General features: G+C 45.2%; 14 protein-coding genes. 7 read left to right on the top strand and 7 right to left on the bottom strand.

The window, feature by feature from the left end; translation table 11 throughout:
* Positions 1-48 precede the first annotated feature (48 nt).
* The 7 genes from MH144_RS05025 to MH144_RS04995 all read left to right on the top strand — a co-directional run bounded on the left by MH144_RS05025 (position 49) and on the right by MH144_RS04995 (position 9,778).
* Positions 49-801, top strand: a complete 753-nt coding sequence (locus MH144_RS05025) for a response regulator transcription factor (RefSeq protein WP_239298013.1) — start codon at positions 49-51, stop codon at positions 799-801.
* Positions 770-2,425 carry a sensor histidine kinase gene (locus tag MH144_RS05020; RefSeq protein WP_239298011.1) on the top strand — a complete coding sequence of 552 codons (1,656 nt, stop codon included), beginning with the start codon at positions 770-772 and terminating at the stop codon, positions 2,423-2,425. The genes MH144_RS05025 and MH144_RS05020 overlap by 32 nt, the downstream gene beginning before the upstream one ends.
* Before the next feature lie 212 nt (positions 2,426-2,637).
* Positions 2,638-4,275 carry an extracellular solute-binding protein gene (locus tag MH144_RS05015; RefSeq protein WP_239298009.1) on the top strand — a complete coding sequence of 546 codons (1,638 nt, stop codon included), beginning with the start codon at positions 2,638-2,640 and terminating at the stop codon, positions 4,273-4,275.
* A gap of 117 nt (positions 4,276-4,392) precedes the next feature.
* The gene (locus tag MH144_RS05010) at positions 4,393-5,340 is read left to right on the top strand and encodes an ABC transporter permease (RefSeq protein WP_481857318.1); all 948 of its coding nucleotides are present in this window, start codon (positions 4,393-4,395) and stop codon (positions 5,338-5,340) included.
* Between the two features lie 10 nt (positions 5,341-5,350).
* Positions 5,351-6,238 (top strand): carbohydrate ABC transporter permease, encoded by an 888-nt coding sequence (locus MH144_RS05005; protein WP_239298007.1) that lies wholly within the window; start codon positions 5,351-5,353, stop codon positions 6,236-6,238.
* Positions 6,239-6,271: 33 nt separating this feature from the next.
* Positions 6,272-7,375 carry a glycoside hydrolase family 76 protein gene (locus MH144_RS05000; protein WP_239298005.1) on the top strand — a complete coding sequence of 368 codons (1,104 nt, stop codon included), beginning with the start codon at positions 6,272-6,274 and terminating at the stop codon, positions 7,373-7,375.
* A gap of 237 nt (positions 7,376-7,612) precedes the next feature.
* Complete coding sequence (locus MH144_RS04995) at positions 7,613-9,778, top strand: helix-turn-helix domain-containing protein (RefSeq protein ID WP_239298003.1); 2,166 nt, start codon at positions 7,613-7,615, stop codon at positions 9,776-9,778.
* A gap of 100 nt (positions 9,779-9,878) precedes the next feature.
* On the opposite strand, the gene MH144_RS04990 is transcribed toward MH144_RS04995, so the two are convergent.
* The 7 genes from MH144_RS04990 to MH144_RS04960 form a co-directional block, all read right to left on the bottom strand.
* Positions 9,879-11,390: an extracellular solute-binding protein gene (locus tag MH144_RS04990; RefSeq protein ID WP_239298001.1), complete on the bottom strand. Its 1,512-nt coding sequence runs from the start codon at positions 11,388-11,390 to the stop codon at positions 9,879-9,881.
* A 42-nt stretch (positions 11,391-11,432) separates the two neighbouring features.
* Entirely contained in the window at positions 11,433-12,314 is an 882-nt protein-coding gene (locus tag MH144_RS04985) for a carbohydrate ABC transporter permease (protein ID WP_095287743.1), read from the bottom strand.
* A 19-nt stretch (positions 12,315-12,333) separates the two neighbouring features.
* Complete coding sequence (locus MH144_RS04980; protein WP_239299263.1) at positions 12,334-13,257, bottom strand: ABC transporter permease; 924 nt, start codon at positions 13,255-13,257, stop codon at positions 12,334-12,336.
* Between the two features lie 348 nt (positions 13,258-13,605).
* Positions 13,606-14,241: a LysE family translocator gene (locus MH144_RS04975; protein ID WP_239299262.1), complete on the bottom strand. Its 636-nt coding sequence runs from the start codon at positions 14,239-14,241 to the stop codon at positions 13,606-13,608.
* 112 nt (positions 14,242-14,353) lie between these two features.
* Entirely contained in the window at positions 14,354-15,103 is a 750-nt protein-coding gene (locus MH144_RS04970; protein ID WP_239297999.1) for a YqcI/YcgG family protein, read from the bottom strand.
* 91 nt (positions 15,104-15,194) lie between these two features.
* A complete protein-coding gene (locus MH144_RS04965; RefSeq protein WP_239297997.1) occupies positions 15,195-15,764 on the bottom strand; it encodes a YdeI/OmpD-associated family protein in 570 nt (189 codons plus the stop codon).
* Between the two features lie 43 nt (positions 15,765-15,807).
* The gene (locus tag MH144_RS04960; RefSeq protein ID WP_239297995.1) at positions 15,808-16,323 is read right to left on the bottom strand and encodes a DinB family protein; all 516 of its coding nucleotides are present in this window, start codon (positions 16,321-16,323) and stop codon (positions 15,808-15,810) included.
* Positions 16,324-16,379: the final 56 nt, after the last annotated feature.

Here is a 16,379-nt window from a genome sequence, read left to right as displayed (position 1 = left end):
ATTTCTGCTGGTTATCCTCTCACTTTCACGCGCAAAGGAGATGTCTTGATGTTTAATGTTCTTGTTGTGGATGATGAGTGTGTTCAAAGAGAAGGAATCAAGGACTTGATTGCCCTGTATGGATTTCCTTTTCATATCATGGAAGCGGAGAACGGAAAGAAAGCAGAGCAGCTATTGATACGAAATGCGATTGATATCTTGATTACCGATGTCAAAATGCCACTCATGGACGGACTGGAACTTAGCAGGATCGCACGCAAAACACAGCCCAATATCGATATTGTTATTTGCAGCGGATACGATGAGTTTGAATACGCACGCAGTGCCCTCCGGCTGGGAGTTGTCAATTATTTGCTCAAACCTCTTATGAAGGAAGAGTTTTTGCAGGTGATGGTGGATATTACGAAGATGAGTCCGACCACTGGGAAGCCTGAGCCTGAAACCATGGAAATGAAGGTGATCCGGCAGGTTAAGGACTATGTGAAGGATCATTATCAGAAAGATATCTCCCTAACAGAAGCAGCTCACGATGTGTACCTGTCTCCAGGATACTTAAGCATTCTGTTTAAGAAAGAAACCGGAGAGAACTTCTCCAAATATTTGACGGATTACCGGTTAGGCCGTGCGAGCCATCTGCTTGTTCACTCCAATATGAAAATTAATGATGTTGCGGTGGCTGTCGGCATCGATAACCATTCATATTTTGCCAAGCTGTTCAAAAACAAATTCGGCGTTAGTCCTTTACAGTTCAGAGAGTGCGGGGTGCTTCATGATCGGGTGGATCAAGAGCAGGTTCAATGACATCAGGTTCCGCAACAAATTATTGCTATCTCATCTGGTCATTGCCCTCATTCCCATTCTTCTGCTTGGGCTGCTCTCCTTCATTCAATCCTATCGTATTCAGATGAAAGAGCTGCGAAGCGAAGCCGAAGCAAGCCTGGAGCAGGTAGCCAGCATTATGGATTACAAAATCAATCGTTACAATACGCTAAGTGAGTTTATGGTACTTAATCGAGATTTCTCCCAGATATTCACCAAAGACTATGATGAAAATTATTATCAGATGTACCTGGATTTTCGTGATATTATGGAGCCGATGATCTCGAACATCAAAATGATGGACGATGATATTGAAGGGATCACTTTCTACACATCCGGAGAACTGCTCGGGATTCGCAATAACATTTTGCCCATAGGGGAGCTCAGGAGCAAAGCTTGGTACGATGGTTTCCGGGGCAGACGCTGGATTGTGGACGGAGAGAAGGTCTACCTGGTTCAGGAACTGATCAGCAATCCAAAAGACAGCAACTTTATGGTCATATCGATACAGCATGACAGCATTTTTGGCGATCTGGATAATCTGTCTGAGCACGTATCCGTTCATATGGAAGATCCGGATCAACATATCATTTTTCAGGAAAACAGAAAGCGGATTGGCGCAGTCGATCTGGAGAAAAGGGAAATGACAGACCTGAGCTTAAGCCGTTCCCTTGCGAGCAATGGCTGGACGATCTACTACAATTTGCTGAATACCAATGCTTACGCGAATGCAATGAGCATTTTTCAAATTACGCTATTCGTCATTGTCCTTAGTCTGATCATTACCTTTCTGCTGATATATATCATCTCCACTAACTTTACACGCCGAATTCTTCGCCTCAAGACCAAAGTCGATAAGGTGGAACGAAACAATCTGGATGTGATCATTCAGAGCTCATCCCGTGATGAATTTGGTGAGCTGACGAATGGGATCGGTAAGATGCTCAGAAGGATCAACAGTCTGATCTCACAGGTCTATCACGCCGAGATTGCCAAGAAGGAAAGTGAATATAACAGGCTAATCAGTCAGATTAATCCTCATTTTCTGTATAACACACTCTCATTTATCAGATGGAGGGCCGAGAAGAAGGCAGATATTGAAACAAGTTATATGGTATCTGCATTAGCACGTTTCTACAGAACAACGTTGAACCAAGGAAGGCATATGACCACAATTGAGGCTGAGATTCAGCATATTAAGGCATATCTGGATTTGCAGCTCATTATGAATGATGGTCTGTTTGACGTGGATTATGATGTTGACGAAGCGGTACAGCTGGAACAAGTCATTCATTTTGTGCTGCAGCCGATTGTGGAAAATGCCATTAAGCATGGTTTTGTAGAGACAGCAGCGAAGGATTACTGCATTCAGATTACGGTTCGGCAAGTGAGCGAAGGCATCAGATTAGCTGTTACGGATAATGGCGTAGGCATGACCTCAGAACAGATCACACAGTTGTTAACCAGTGAAAATGGGGGATGCGGCATACGTAACGTAAATGATCGAATGAAGCTCTATTATGGGCAGGATTATGGTTGCGTTATTCGGAGTGAACCCGGTTCCGGAACAGAAGTGTCCATGGTGATTCCGGCATCTTCACTGTAAGCAGAAGTAGTACTCCTAATAAAATGCTAAAAAATGAAGGCGGTTGCTGCGGCAGCCGTTTCTTTTGTTTCCGTGTTAGAAATGACAGAGACCATCATATGGTAGAGGTCATGAAAAAAGTGATACATATCCGAAAAAAATTGCATATACGCGAAAAATGGAAACGCATACAATTTGATTATTCAAGTAAATCACATAAAGGGGATGACAGGATGCACAAACGCAGCAAAATCGCTTCATTGCTGATGGCCTGTATGGTACTGGTTGTATTCAGTGGCTGCAGTGGGGGGACTAGTGACAACGCCCAGCCGCAGATATCGGAGCAGGACTACGAACCTTACGGCAAATATGAGACGCCAGTCGAGTTCACGATCGGTCGTAATACCAATCATGTGAACAACCTGCCGCCTGGTGATACCATTGAGGACAATTTGGCCACACGATATGTAGAAGATCGGGTGAATGTCAAAGCGAAGGTGGCTTGGGAAACGGACGACATGGATCAGAAGCTGTCCTTATCCATGACCACGGGTGAATTGCCTGACGTCATGTTAGTCAGCCGGGAAATATTTAATCAGTTGGTAGATAATGATCTGATTGCCGATATGACTGAGGTTTATGAGAAGACAGCATCCGAAGGTGTGAAAAACATCTATGGCTCCTACGGCGACTTGCTGCTCGATCAGGTGAAGGTGGATGGCAAAATTATGGGGCTTCCGATGACGAATATCGGTAATCAGCATCAATTGCTGTGGATTCGGAAGGATTGGGTAGATAAGGTGGGTGCCAAGCTGCCGGAAACCGCGGAAGATGTGTGGAATCTCGCCAGAACATTTGTGGAAAAGGACGTATCTGGCACAGGCAAGACGGTGGGCATGGTAATGGATTCGAATGCGATGAATTTTAGCCCAATGTTCGCTACGCATGGCGCGTTTCCAACGAATTGGATCGAGAAAGATGGTCAGGTGGTATACGGATCCGTTCAGCCTGAGATGAAGCAGGCACTTGCTGAAGTTAGCGCCATGTACAAAGAAGGCTTGATTGATAAACAATTTGCAGTTCGGTCGAGTGAAGAGAAAGAAGCACTGGTGATCAACGGACAGGCGGGAATCGTATTCAATCCATGGTGGATCGGCTACACCAATTATAAGGATTCCATCAAGCAAAATCCTGAAGCCGTATGGGTCGCGGTATCTGCACCGCTGGATCAGGACGGTAAGTTCAGAACAATTCGTCAGGATCCTGTAGGGGGAGGGATCGTTGTGGTGAACAAGAATTTCGCCCATCCTGAAGCCATAATGAAATCGGTCAATCTGACTACGGATTTCCTGTATTCCTTAACGGATGATGCGATCAACTATAAGAAGGAACATCCTGATGAGATGTTGACTGATGCGAGCCGCTGGAATAACGATCCTACTCAGATTCCAATGCAGGTCGATTATGACGATGTGCTGAAGCGCTATTACGAAGATCTAATGAAAGCTGATGAGTCCGGAGATGCTTCTGCCGTTCAGGAAGACCGGGTCGTCTCGTTCAAGGCTTATCAGGAATTCAAAGAGAAAGGCAATGCCGTTGACGTCAACACCTATGGCGAATACCTATCTCGAATTGAAGGACAACGAGAAGCGAATAACACCAACCTGGAAGTGACTCCTGCAGGCTTTTATGGGACGACGGAGACGATGAAGCTGAAGTGGGCGAACCTGCAAAAGTTGGAAGAAGAAACGATTCTCAAGATCATTATGGGGCAAGCTCCTATTGACGAATTTGATACGTTTGTTGATACATGGAAGCGCACAGGCGGAGATGAGATTACGGAGGAAGTCAACGAGATGGCTCAGAGGTGATAACAAATTGTGTGAAGCAGGAATGGAGTATAGCGGAAGCCTGATGCCAGACTTCCGCTCCTGCCTTTAGCAGTATGACCTGCCTATAGATATGGCAAGATGGAGGTGAAAGTCGCAATGGCGCGAGCAGAAACGACGATACAGCCCATAAGGGAAGTACGCTCAGTCCAAAAGAAACGTAAGCGATTTGACGAAATGACTTATCATTTAATGCTTCTGCCCGGCATGGTGATGCTGTTTATCTTCTCCATTGTGCCCATGTTCGGCGTGATCATGGCGTTCCAGAAGTTCATTCCTGCCAAAGGCATATTCGGTTCCAAATGGGCGGGGCTTAGCAATTTCACCTATATGTTTCAACTGCCGGACGCGAAGCAGATTTTTATCAACACACTGGTGATTGCCGTTGGGAAAATTGTGCTGGGATTGATAGTCCCTATCGTATTTGCCCTTCTGCTTAATGAGGTTCGTCTGAAAGTGTTCAAGAGTTCGATTCAAACGATTGTGTACTTACCGCACTTTATGTCATGGGTTGTCTTGGGCACGATGCTGACCATGATATTTTCTTTTGACGGCATGATTAACAATTTCCTTGAGCTTCTCGGTTTGGAACGCATTATGTTTCTGGCGAGCAATGATTGGTTCAGACCGCTCCTGATCGTAACGGATACCTGGAAGGAATTCGGTTATGGAACCATTGTCTATCTGGCGGCATTAACGGCAATTAACCCTGCCTTGTATGAATCTGCTGCAATGGATGGTGCGAATCGCTGGAAACAGACTCTACACATTACACTGCCCGGCATGTTCCCAACCATTATCCTACTGGGTACATTAAGTCTCGGAAACGTCCTTAATGCCGGATTCGATCAGGTTTTCAACCTGTATAATCCGCTCGTATATGAAACGGGTGATATCATTGATACCTTTGTGTACCGTATGGGTCTGATCAATATGCAGTATTCGTTCGCAACAGCCATTGGTTTAATGAAATCGGTGATCAGCTTTGTTCTGATTGTCATTTCATATAAACTGGCTTCCAAGTATGCGGGGTACAGAATTTTCTAGGAGGGTTAGCATGATTCAATCCAAAACACTCGGTTCCAGGCTATCCCGACTATTGATTATGTTCACGTTGATCTTGATCACTTTCATGTCCCTGGCCCCGATCGTAAATACGATTATGGTTTCCATCAGCAGCAGTACGGCAGTGAATGCAGGCCGGGTTTACTTTCTTCCGGTGGAGCTGAACTTCTCGTCCTACGCACAGATTTTAAAAGATACGAAGTTCTGGAATGCGTTTCTGATTTCAGTTGAACGGGTGGTGCTTGGTGGTGCCATCAATATGATTTTGACCATTCTTATGGCCTACCCATTGTCACGCAGTATTTCACAATTCAGATCCCGGAACACTTACATGTGGATTATCGTGTTTACGATGTTATTCAGCGGAGGAATTGTTCCTTGGTACATGGTAATTAGCAAGCTTGGGCTAATTAACAGCATATGGGCGCTGGTTTTGCCGGGTGCGGTACCCGTGTTCAATGTGATCCTTCTGATGAACTTCTTCAAAGGAATACCCAAGGAACTCGAAGAGGCTGCCTTTATTGACGGAGCGGGTCCGATCAAAATTCTGCTTAACATTTTCATCCCGATCTCCATGCCATGTTTGGCGACCATTATGTTATTTGTCATCGTTGGACATTGGAATAACTTCTTTGACGGAATCATTCTCATTAACGATAGCTCCAAAATACCGCTTCAGACTTATCTGCAGCGGCTTAGTCTCACGCGAGACCAAATGCAGAATCTCTCTGTAGAACAGCTGCAGCAGTACAATAAAATTTCGAACACGACATTGAATTCTGCCAAAATTCTGGTCTCGATGATCCCCATACTACTAATCTATCCTTTTCTACAGCGTTATTTGATCCACGGTATCGTTCTCGGAGCAGTGAAGGAATAATCTGATGACTTTAAGAAAGGAAGGGATATCCGAATGCGAAAGAAGAAAATCGTAAGTTTGACGGTGGTGCTCAGTATTATTTTGGTTACTACGATGGGTGCAAGTGGTGGAGGCAAAAAGCACTATGCCAGTCAAGCGCAGTGGGCGCAAGAGAAACTGCATGAATACTACTGGAACGATGAAGCACAAATGATGAATAACGCTTATCCATCGACACCGGAAGGTGAAGAGCCTCTGAATTATTGGTGGAAGGCTCATGCTGTTGATGCACTGGTAGACGGATACGAACGAACAGGAGACGAAGCGTATACAGAACGGGCGGAAGAATTGGTGCGCAGTATTATTGAACGAAATGGTTCACTTCATAATGAATTTTATGATGATATGGAATGGCTGGCTCTTGCTGCTCTACGCCTCTACGATGCCACAGGCAGTGAAGAAATGAAAGATTACGTGCTGGAACTCTGGGCAGATATCAAGACTGCCTGGTGGGAGGATGACTTGGGAGGCATGGCTTGGAAGAAGGACCAGCGATACAACCGTAATGCGTGTTCAAATGGTCCGGCTTCCATTCTGGCAGCAAGGCTGTATGAGCGTTTTGGAGATCCTCAGGATCTGGAATGGGCTCAAAAAATATATGAATGGGAAAAACGCTATCTCGTAAATCCGCAAACTGGACTCGTCGCAGATGGCTTGGTACTGCGTGACGATGGCACGCTAGATGTGAATGAGGCCTGGATCTTCACCTATAACCAGGGTACGTTCATAGGTGCCGGAGTGGAGCTCTACCGGATTACGGGAGATCAGGCGTATTTGCAGGATGCAGAGAAGACAGCAGCAGGTTCCCTGAAGTCTCTGACGAATGAGAAAACGGGGATTTTCTTGGAGGATGGGGATGGAGATGGTGCTTTGTTCAAAGGCATATTGATCCGTTACATGGTGGAGCTGTATGATGCTGGACATAACAAGAATTTGAAGAAAGCGATCTTCCGGAATGCAGATGTGTTATGGAAAGGCAGCCGGAAAAATGGATTATTCGGTCAGGCATGGGGTCAACCCGCCCAGAATCCGCTCCACCTTACGGCTCAGCTAAGCGGAGTTTTTCTGCTGGAGGCAGCTGCGAAACTGGAAAAATAGAGTCAATAGAGTCAGAGAAGGAAGACAGAATCCAGCGTGGTGACAAGGTAACGTTAAAAAGGATTGACGTATCCTCATCTGGGAACTAATGTAATAATGTAATAAACCGGAATCTCCCGAGGAGGCATTATGAAATTACGTTCCCTTTCTTTTTTATGGAAGCTATTGTTGTTTTCTATTGTCATAGGAACTCTCCCGGTAATTGTTCTTGGTAGCTTTTCATACTATAATTCCTCTTTGACCGTTCAGGAAAAGGTGAATGAAGGTAATAAATTGCTGCTGCAGCAAACGCAGATGGGTGTAGAGCAAATGCTGAGAACCGTTGATAACTCGGCAACGCAGTTTTTGCAGTCTCCGATCGTTAGACAGGCATTCAGCAAGCCGATTACGAATGAGGATTTTGAAATGGTTCATGAGCTGTATAAGGGTATTGCTACAATTCAAACGTACGAGCTGGGAATTAAGGAGATCTATTTGTACAGTTTGAACAAGAAATGGCTAGTCACAAGCACCGGTGTGAATGAATACAGCTCCCCTGAATTCAAGTCACAACTCGAGAAGTTTTCTCATGAGCAGGCTGGATCTTTCTGGAGCAGAGGGCAGGACAATCTGCCGGATTCGTCGGAGTCTGTCTATTTCGTCAAAAAATATCCTTTTAACGCTGCGAATCCCAAAGGCCTGATTAGTGTATCGCTGTCTCCTGACGTGATAAGAAGAACGTTATCCGTTCAAAACGGGAAAATAGCAAACGCTTTCATATTGGATCGCGATTTAAAGCTTATTCATCGAAGTGATGGAGGTGCGTCACCAGGAAGCAATATGTCGGGTGAGTCCTATCTTCAACAGCTTCAAGAAACCGAATCCACCACCGGGCAGTACATATCCAAGCATGAGGGGGAGAAGGTAACCGTCACCTATCGTAAATCTTCCTACAATGGATGGGTTTATGTTTCGGTAGCCTCTAACGAACAAGTGAACCAACAGAATCAGATCATTGGCTGGCTTACCTTACTCGTTTGCTTTTTGATCCTGTTCATTACTCTAATTCTGGCCTGGTTCGGTTCAAAAAGAATGTATAGCCCGATTCGATCCATCTATTCAACCCTTGCAGCTGTTGCCACCCCGCAAGCAGGGCGGGAGAGAGCTGCCGGAGAGCTGCAAGTGATCGGAGAACGGGTAAACGATCTGATCCGTAACCACTCTGTTGTCATGAACGAGCTCCAGGGCCAACAATCACAGCTGAAAGAGTTCTTCATGCATAAATTGCTGAAGGGTGAGATTGCTCATACTGATTTTGAAGAGAAATTGGGACTGTATGGCGTGCAGCAGACATGGTCGTCCATGAGCCTGGTGGCGATCCAGATGGATACCCTTATAGGTACGCGCTATGAGGAGAGGAATCGGGACTTATTATTGTTTGCAATCAGTAATATGGTCGGTGAACTGATACCAGGTGATAACAGGTTGGTACCGGTGGTGACCACTGATTACCAAGTCACCCTGATCGGATCATCCAACAAGGGTGTAGAGCTTAAGGAAGAGTTGTTCATGTTGTGTGTGGAGGTCCAGAAAGCTATTGCCCAATATCTGGGGATCCGGGTTAGTATCGGAATTAGTCGTCCATTTCACGTTTTTGACCAAGCAAGGAATGCATTGCATGAAGCCATGACATCACTGAAATTTAGTGTGGGACTTGGGCAAGAGTCCATTCTGTTTATAGAGGACGTGCAGCCGCAGAAGAATGATCCGGGCAGATTTCCACATAACCGGGAACTAGCGCTGTTCGATGCCATACGAGCAGGAGATCTGGCCCAATCCGAGATCGAATTGGAACATTTTATGGAGGAACTGTTTCCGGCCCAAACACCATTTCAGCACTATCAGTTGTCACTTTTGAGGCTGCTGGTGAATTTTCTCAAATTCGGTCATGAGCTTGCTATTCCAATGGAAGGCATTGAGGGAGATGAGTCCTCGCTAATTGATACATTATTTAAGCTGCGGAACGTTACGGAGATGAAGTCCTGGTTTTGGACATTATTTGTTGTGCCATACGCCAAGGAACTGGAGCATCGCCGTGAAACGCAGTTTAAACATATATCGGAAGCCATCATCGACATGATTCAACGGGAATTCGATTCGGAGTTAACCTTGGAAAGTTGCTCAGCTCGAATCAATTATCACCCTCATTATGTGAGCCGGGTATTTCGACAGGAGACGGGGGTAAACTTCGGAGAGTACCTGACAATGTACCGGATGGATATGGCTAAGAAGTGGCTTAAGGAGACGGATATGAAAATTGCTGAAATTGCAGAGCGCCTGCAGTACAATAACTCGGCCAATTTTATTCGCTCCTTCCGGAAAATTGCGGGAACGACTCCCGGAAAGTACAGGGAAGAACAATAACGTGCTGCCAGCTTCTCTTAGACAAAATAAGCCCCTAGGTCGTGAGATAAAATTCAGCGTCCTAGGGGCTATTTGTGAATTTACGAGATGGTACCCGATATTACTTAGTGGCAGTTTTAGCATAATCTGCATTGATCTCTTCAATAATTTTGCTTCCGCCACCTTGCAGCCACTTATCCACCGCCTGATTCCAATCCTCTTCGCTGGCGGTACCCATAATGAATTTGACCGTGGCATCCTGTATGATCTTATTAAGTTCATTGCCGAGCTCAATGGCGGTATTAGAGATATAAGGAGAGGCAGGATTCTGAATGGCAAAAGTGGCGTTATCTTTGAACAATTCTGTGCTGAGCTTCTCCAATTCGGTACCGAAGTTCTCCACCTGGTCCTGCAATATCATAAACTGGTTGCTATCTGTCATTTCTGACCGCAACTTGGGATCCGGGTTTTGCTTGTATTCTCCATTTTCAACCGTGTACTGCTTACCTTCAACGCCATATTTTAAAAGGTTTTGCATGTCTTTCTCCGATACCTTATCGAAGTATGCAAGAATTTGCTTCAATTCCTCCTCCGTTTTGACACTTGTTTTCGGAATCATATACATTCCCAAATAACCTGTGCCTGCTCGCGTGCCGTCTCCGTTCGGGCCAGAGATCCGGTTAATCAGATCGATTTTGGCATCGGGAGTGACCTTCTTGATATTCTCTTCAATGTTCTTTCCATCCACCATGTTGTCAATCCACAATCCTGCCTTACCTTTGTACATCACCGATCGACCATCCTGAACGAGCGCAAAATCCTGATTGATAAGCTTCTCATCATATAACTTCTTGTAAAACTTCAAGGTATCCATATACGCACTGGTCATGTGGGCCGGGATTAACTGCCCGTCTTTCAGTTCCCATTCATTTGGGCCTCCCAGATAGACCAAGATGTCTTTGAATCCGGCGATATTATTTCCCTGCATCCCTACCGCGAGACCGACGGTATCCTGTCTGCCGTTTTGATCCGGATCTTCTGTGGCAAACGCTTTCAAAACATCATAAAGTTCATCCACATTTTTCGGAGCTTCCAAACCCAGATTGTTCAGCCAGTCCTGGCGAATCATCAGACCGAAACGGGCAATATCCCGTTCGCGATACAGGCCATAAATCTTGTTGTCAATGGATGAGTTGCTTAACACAACATCAGACATCTTGCTCAGATTTGGATAACTGTCGAGATACGGTCCCAATTCCCAGAACATGCCTGACCGAGCAGCATTGATGATAAAGGAAGCTTTTGGCTCCAAAGCAACGAACGTTTTGGGCAACTCGCCGGAGGCAACGGTAGCACTTAATTTATCCGTGTAGGATGATGAGGGGACCCAGGATACGGTCAGATCCGTGTTCGTTTTCTCCTCAAGCAGAGCCAAAATGGAGCTGTTCGCATTCATCTGTTCCGCACTATACGTAGGCAGCATCATAGTCAAGGGAAGAGTCCCTTGCTCACCACCCGTACCTGTGCCCTGAGTCTCGTTGGAATTGTTGCTGGCACAAGCTGTAAAGATTAAGCTTAATGAAGCGATGAGAGCTCCAGTGCTAATCAATGACTTCCGATATGATTTTTTCATATTCAAATCCCCCTAATCGTGATTTCATCATTTAAGTTACGATCAGCCTTTTACAGAACCAAGTAATACGCCTTTGGCGAAATGCTTTTGCAAAAATGGATACACGAGCAGGATCGGTAGAGTGGATACAACAATGACAGCCATCTTAATGGATTGCTCCGGTGGGGAAACATAGTCTGATTCCATGGCAGTGGAGTCCCCGATTCCGCCAGAAGCCAAAATAACGAACTGCCGTAATAGTACTTGAATTGGCCATTTGGTGTTATCGTTAATATAGAGAACAGCACTAAAGTAAGTATTCCAATGCCCTACGGCGTAAAACAGGGAGAAGGTAGCGATTGCTGGCATGGAAAGAGGCAGTACGATGCGAAAAAATACGCTTAAATCATTGCAACCATCGATCTTGGCTGACTCTTCCAAGCTCTCGGGAAGCTGCTGAAAGAAGTTCCGGATAATGATCAAGTTAAAAGCGCTAATGGCTCCAGGTATAAGCAAGGACCAGTACGTATTGATCATACCTAACTGTTTGACCACAAGAAACGTTGGAATCATGCCACCACTGAATAACATCGTAAAAACGATCAGCATGAGAATCGGTTTGCGGAAATCCATGTCCCTACGAGCCAATGGATAGGCCATCAAACAGGTCAAAAATATGTTGATCAGCGTGCCGAACACGGTGATGTAGATGGTAACAAGCAAGCTTTTGACAAGAGTAGGGGTTGAAAAAATGTACTTGTATGCATCCAGTGTAAACTCTGTTGGAAATAAAATGAACCCACGTAATAATAATTCCTTCTGAGTGGCGAAGGAGCCGGCAATAACATAAACGAAGGGGAGTACCGTGAGCAGTGCAAATACAGTCAACAGCGTTATGTTCAGTACATCGAAAATCCGACTTCCCACGCTAGGTTTGATAGGCATTTCATGATGAGCTCCTTCCTTAGTAAATTCCTTCTTCACCAAACCTCTTGGCCAGATGATTAGCTACAACTACGAGCACCAATCCAATTAGAGACTTGAACAAACCGACTGCGGTACTGAAGCTGTATTGCCCTTGGCTAATCCCTACGGAGTATACGTAAGTATCAAATACTTCCCCGACTTCCCGGTTCATGGCGTTGAGCATCAGGAAGATCTGTTCGAAGCCGGTATCCAGGAAGTTCCCCAGACGAAGAATCAACAGAATGATAATGGTGCTGCGAATAGCAGGCAGGGTAATATGCCAGAGCTGGCGAAGTCTGTTCGCTCCATCCATCCGCGCTGCTTCATACAACTGTGGATCGACCCCAGAAAGCGCCGCAAGAAAAATGATCGTTCCCCAGCCCGTTTCCTTCCAGATCACCTCAGCAGTAACGATGGTTCGAAACCACTCATTGCTCGCCAGAAAATTAATCTTATCCCAGCCAAAGTACACCAGAAGATCATTGACGATACCGCCTTCTGTAGTTAAGAAAATGTAAGCAATCCCCACGACAACTACCCATGACATGAAATGCGGAATATACACCAGTGTCTGAATCGTTCGCTTAAACAAGTGGTGGCGAAGTTCATTTAACATGAGTGCAATAACAATAGGTAAAGGGAAGAAAAACAGAATGTTGAGCATGGCAAGCATGAGCGTATTCCGGAAAAGAACGATAAAGTTAGGATCGTTAAATAAACGTTCAAAATGTTTGAGCCCTACAAAAGGACTATCCCAGAAGCCAAGGAATGGCTGGTAATCCTTGAAGGCGATGAGTATTCCATACATGGGCCAGTACTTAAATAAAAGAAAGTACAGCAGGCCGGGCAGAAGCATGAAATATAACCATCGGTTTCTTACCATTCTGCCTAACAGCGTTGGTGCTCTGGAGGCGGGGAACATGAGTGTGGTAGCTTTTGTATTTCTTTGCATCGGACATCATTCCTTTCCTCAAGAGTCTCATATGGGGATGCAATCTTAGCTGTATCATAGTGGAGGGATGAAATTACCGTCGATAGTCCCTGATTGTGGAGATAGCCCGTAGAGTGCGGAATAGCGTGACGTTACAGCGAGTAGTCATCCGTTGCGCCGGTGTTCATTACTTGCTTTTTGCCGTGTAAACAGCGATATAGCGCCCATCAGGAAGCACATATCTAGGAAGAGACAACAAAAAAGGAACCCTATAAACGGGTTCCTTATCTATCTCGGTATTCTTTAGGATTTGGAGGGTTGTCCAACCAACTAAGGCGGTTACTGAATATATCTCCAGAGAGAAAGCATAAATTCATACAAAAAATAAAACGAAAAACCGAGCAGAAGTATGCCTGCTGCAACCGAAACCCAATGGATCATTCGCCGGCTCATCACTTTTCGTGTGATAGAAACCAGTGAGACCAGACCCAGGTCGTGGATCAGAATACCGCACAGCACCCCACAAGCCGCAATAGCGAAGCTTTCCTTCCCAGCCAAACGATAGGAATCAGACAGCACGGCTCCGAATACGGATACCCAGAAGATCAGATTACCTGGGGAGATGGCTACAAGCAGGCCATTACGGTACGTTTTCCAAAACGATTTTTTCACTTTCTCGTCGGTTGGTGTGATATCCTGATCAGCATTTCTGATCGAATCATAGCCAAGATAGGCAAGAAAAGCGGCTCCAACAAGCCATAGAGGAATCTGGACATACGGTAGGGAAAGGATGGAGGCGAATCCAAAATACATCGCGAGGATCAATGCTGTGTCCAGGGTCATCCCGCCCAAACCAACAGCCCAGCCGTGAATGAAACCATTTTTTAAGCCTTGTTTGGTCATCTCTACGGTGATTGCTCCGACTGGCATGGCGATAGCTAGTCCAATCAAAACATATTTGATATACAGTTCTATGTCCATAATCATGTCCCTTTCCTGAATCCGGTTAATGAGACGCTCCTTCTAATATCTGCAGAGTACAGCTTATTCGAAGGAGGCCTCTTTTAGGACAAGGAAGGGTAAACTTCTATTCCTGGATCTTCTCCGCTTGTAGAGCGCGAAGAAAAGGACAACGAGAAGGGGAGGTGTCGTCATCTCTAAGAAAATACTGCTTATATTCAAGATTCCCCTGTGCTCCGTATTGTTTTAATTCCGGATGAGCGGGTACAGCATCGTATTCGGCAAGTCTTTCACGAATCTTAGGACCAATGGCAGCAGCTTTCTTGGGGTGAGCATTCCATTGATCCAGTACCCAGCGAGGCGTCATAGCGAGCATAAAATAAGGAAAACTTCGGCTCAGCCTGGACGTGTGAGCAGGGGTCCCGCAATAGACGAAATAACGTTCATCGTTATAACAGAACTCCCATAAGGGATTCTCCGGGTTCTCCGGTATATCTTCCGGCCATGGCTTTACATCCAAATCACTGACCTGGCTTAGCAGCTCCCAAAAAAACGCTTCATACTCCAAAACCGTTCTCGTTGTATCCCTTAATTCAAGAAAAACAATGAGGGATGAGTATTCACCAAAAGAACGCGATGCCCGGCCGTATTCTGAAATGATCTCCGCAAGTTTACGATACGAGGGCTGGTGATCTGAACCAGAAACAAAACCATACCGTAGATGCCCCATGGCGTAGGCCTGAGTCGCCGGAATACAAGGGAAACGTGCTTCCCGATCACTCATTTTGGAGGCAAACAAGCGGTATGCATCCTTTTTCCATGCTTCCAGAGGAGCATTGTCATTCTCCAGTTCAGAATGTTGATACAAAAGCGACATGAACAGTCCTCCTTTTACCTATAGGATATCGTCCAGAGGCAAAATGGTGACTGTCCTATATCACTTCAATGTGATAGGCGGGAAATACCATTCAGTAATATAGAAGGCGCCCACCGTCATTCCATTGACCGTACATCTTGTTGACTCTTGTGTGTGTAATGAATTTATCCAATCTGTGATTAAACATTGCGGGTTGATTCTCAACACTCTGGATTGTGTCGATGCGTACTCTTGTATATAAAGCGGGAAAAGCCATAAAATTCTCATAAGTCCGTGTATCCTCTTTAACCCGGATCTCTATATTCTCAGGAATGCGAAAAGAATCGATTGCCATGTTCGGCAGCACGTGTCTTCCTTCATCTCGCATGAATCCTAGCTTTTCTAGACGCCTAACCCGTTCTTTATTCAATTCAGTCCAGGAACTATTATGGCTTCGGGGTGACAGTCTCTGTGCAAGCTCTGTATTAGAAATTTTCTTCTTCAGCCCATCAATCCAACCAAAGCAAAGGGACTCTTCCACCACGTCCAAATAATATAGCGTACCCGGCTTTGGAGTCATGCTTACAATGACCCAGCAGGAAGTTTCAGTCCTGCAGTGGGTCTGCAACCATAATCTTAAGTCTTCTCTTGAGTTTACAGATAGTAAATTCTGAATTTCCATTGTTCGACTACTCCAATCCTTACGATCCTGATTCGGTGTTGATTTAATTGGACTGTACAGGTTGCTGATACCAATATAGACAATAGTCGTTCATGGTGGACGCATGTCCCATTTGACGCAGCATTGTAGAAACATTGCCCCTATGATAAGTACCGTGATTCACTACATGCAGCAGCATGTTGGACAACGTTGTTTCGCAGATGCCGGCGTATGGATTATCAAGTGTGATAGTTTGCTCCAAATCAGTTTGACGCTGTATCCATTCATTGTATCGTTCTGCCAATTCGGCATAGGTATCCAAGTACTCATCCACGGTAAGGAATGTTTTGTCATTTAATGGCATGCACTCTTGCAGCGCTTCACCCATTGGCATACCTGATAAAACGAGATACCACATCTGATCTACTGCGTAAATATGGCTTAGGGCATGGGCGAGGGTGGGGAACGAACTGTTTAATTCCTGACTAAGAACAGATGAGGGCAATTCCTTAATTCTGCCCAGGATGATTTGATTGGCCCAAGTGTGGTAATTGAACATTTCAATCGGATAATTAGTCATTTGAATGGTCTCCTTTTGTTGTACAATGATTTTTGTTTTGTTATCTGTTGTGATTA

It is taken from the genome of Paenibacillus sp. ACRRY, assembly GCF_022346995.1.
Taxonomy (GTDB): Bacteria; Bacillota; Bacilli; order Paenibacillales; family Paenibacillaceae; genus Paenibacillus.
Note: the sequence above shows the minus strand (reverse complement) of the source record. Positions and strands in the feature narration are given on the sequence as shown.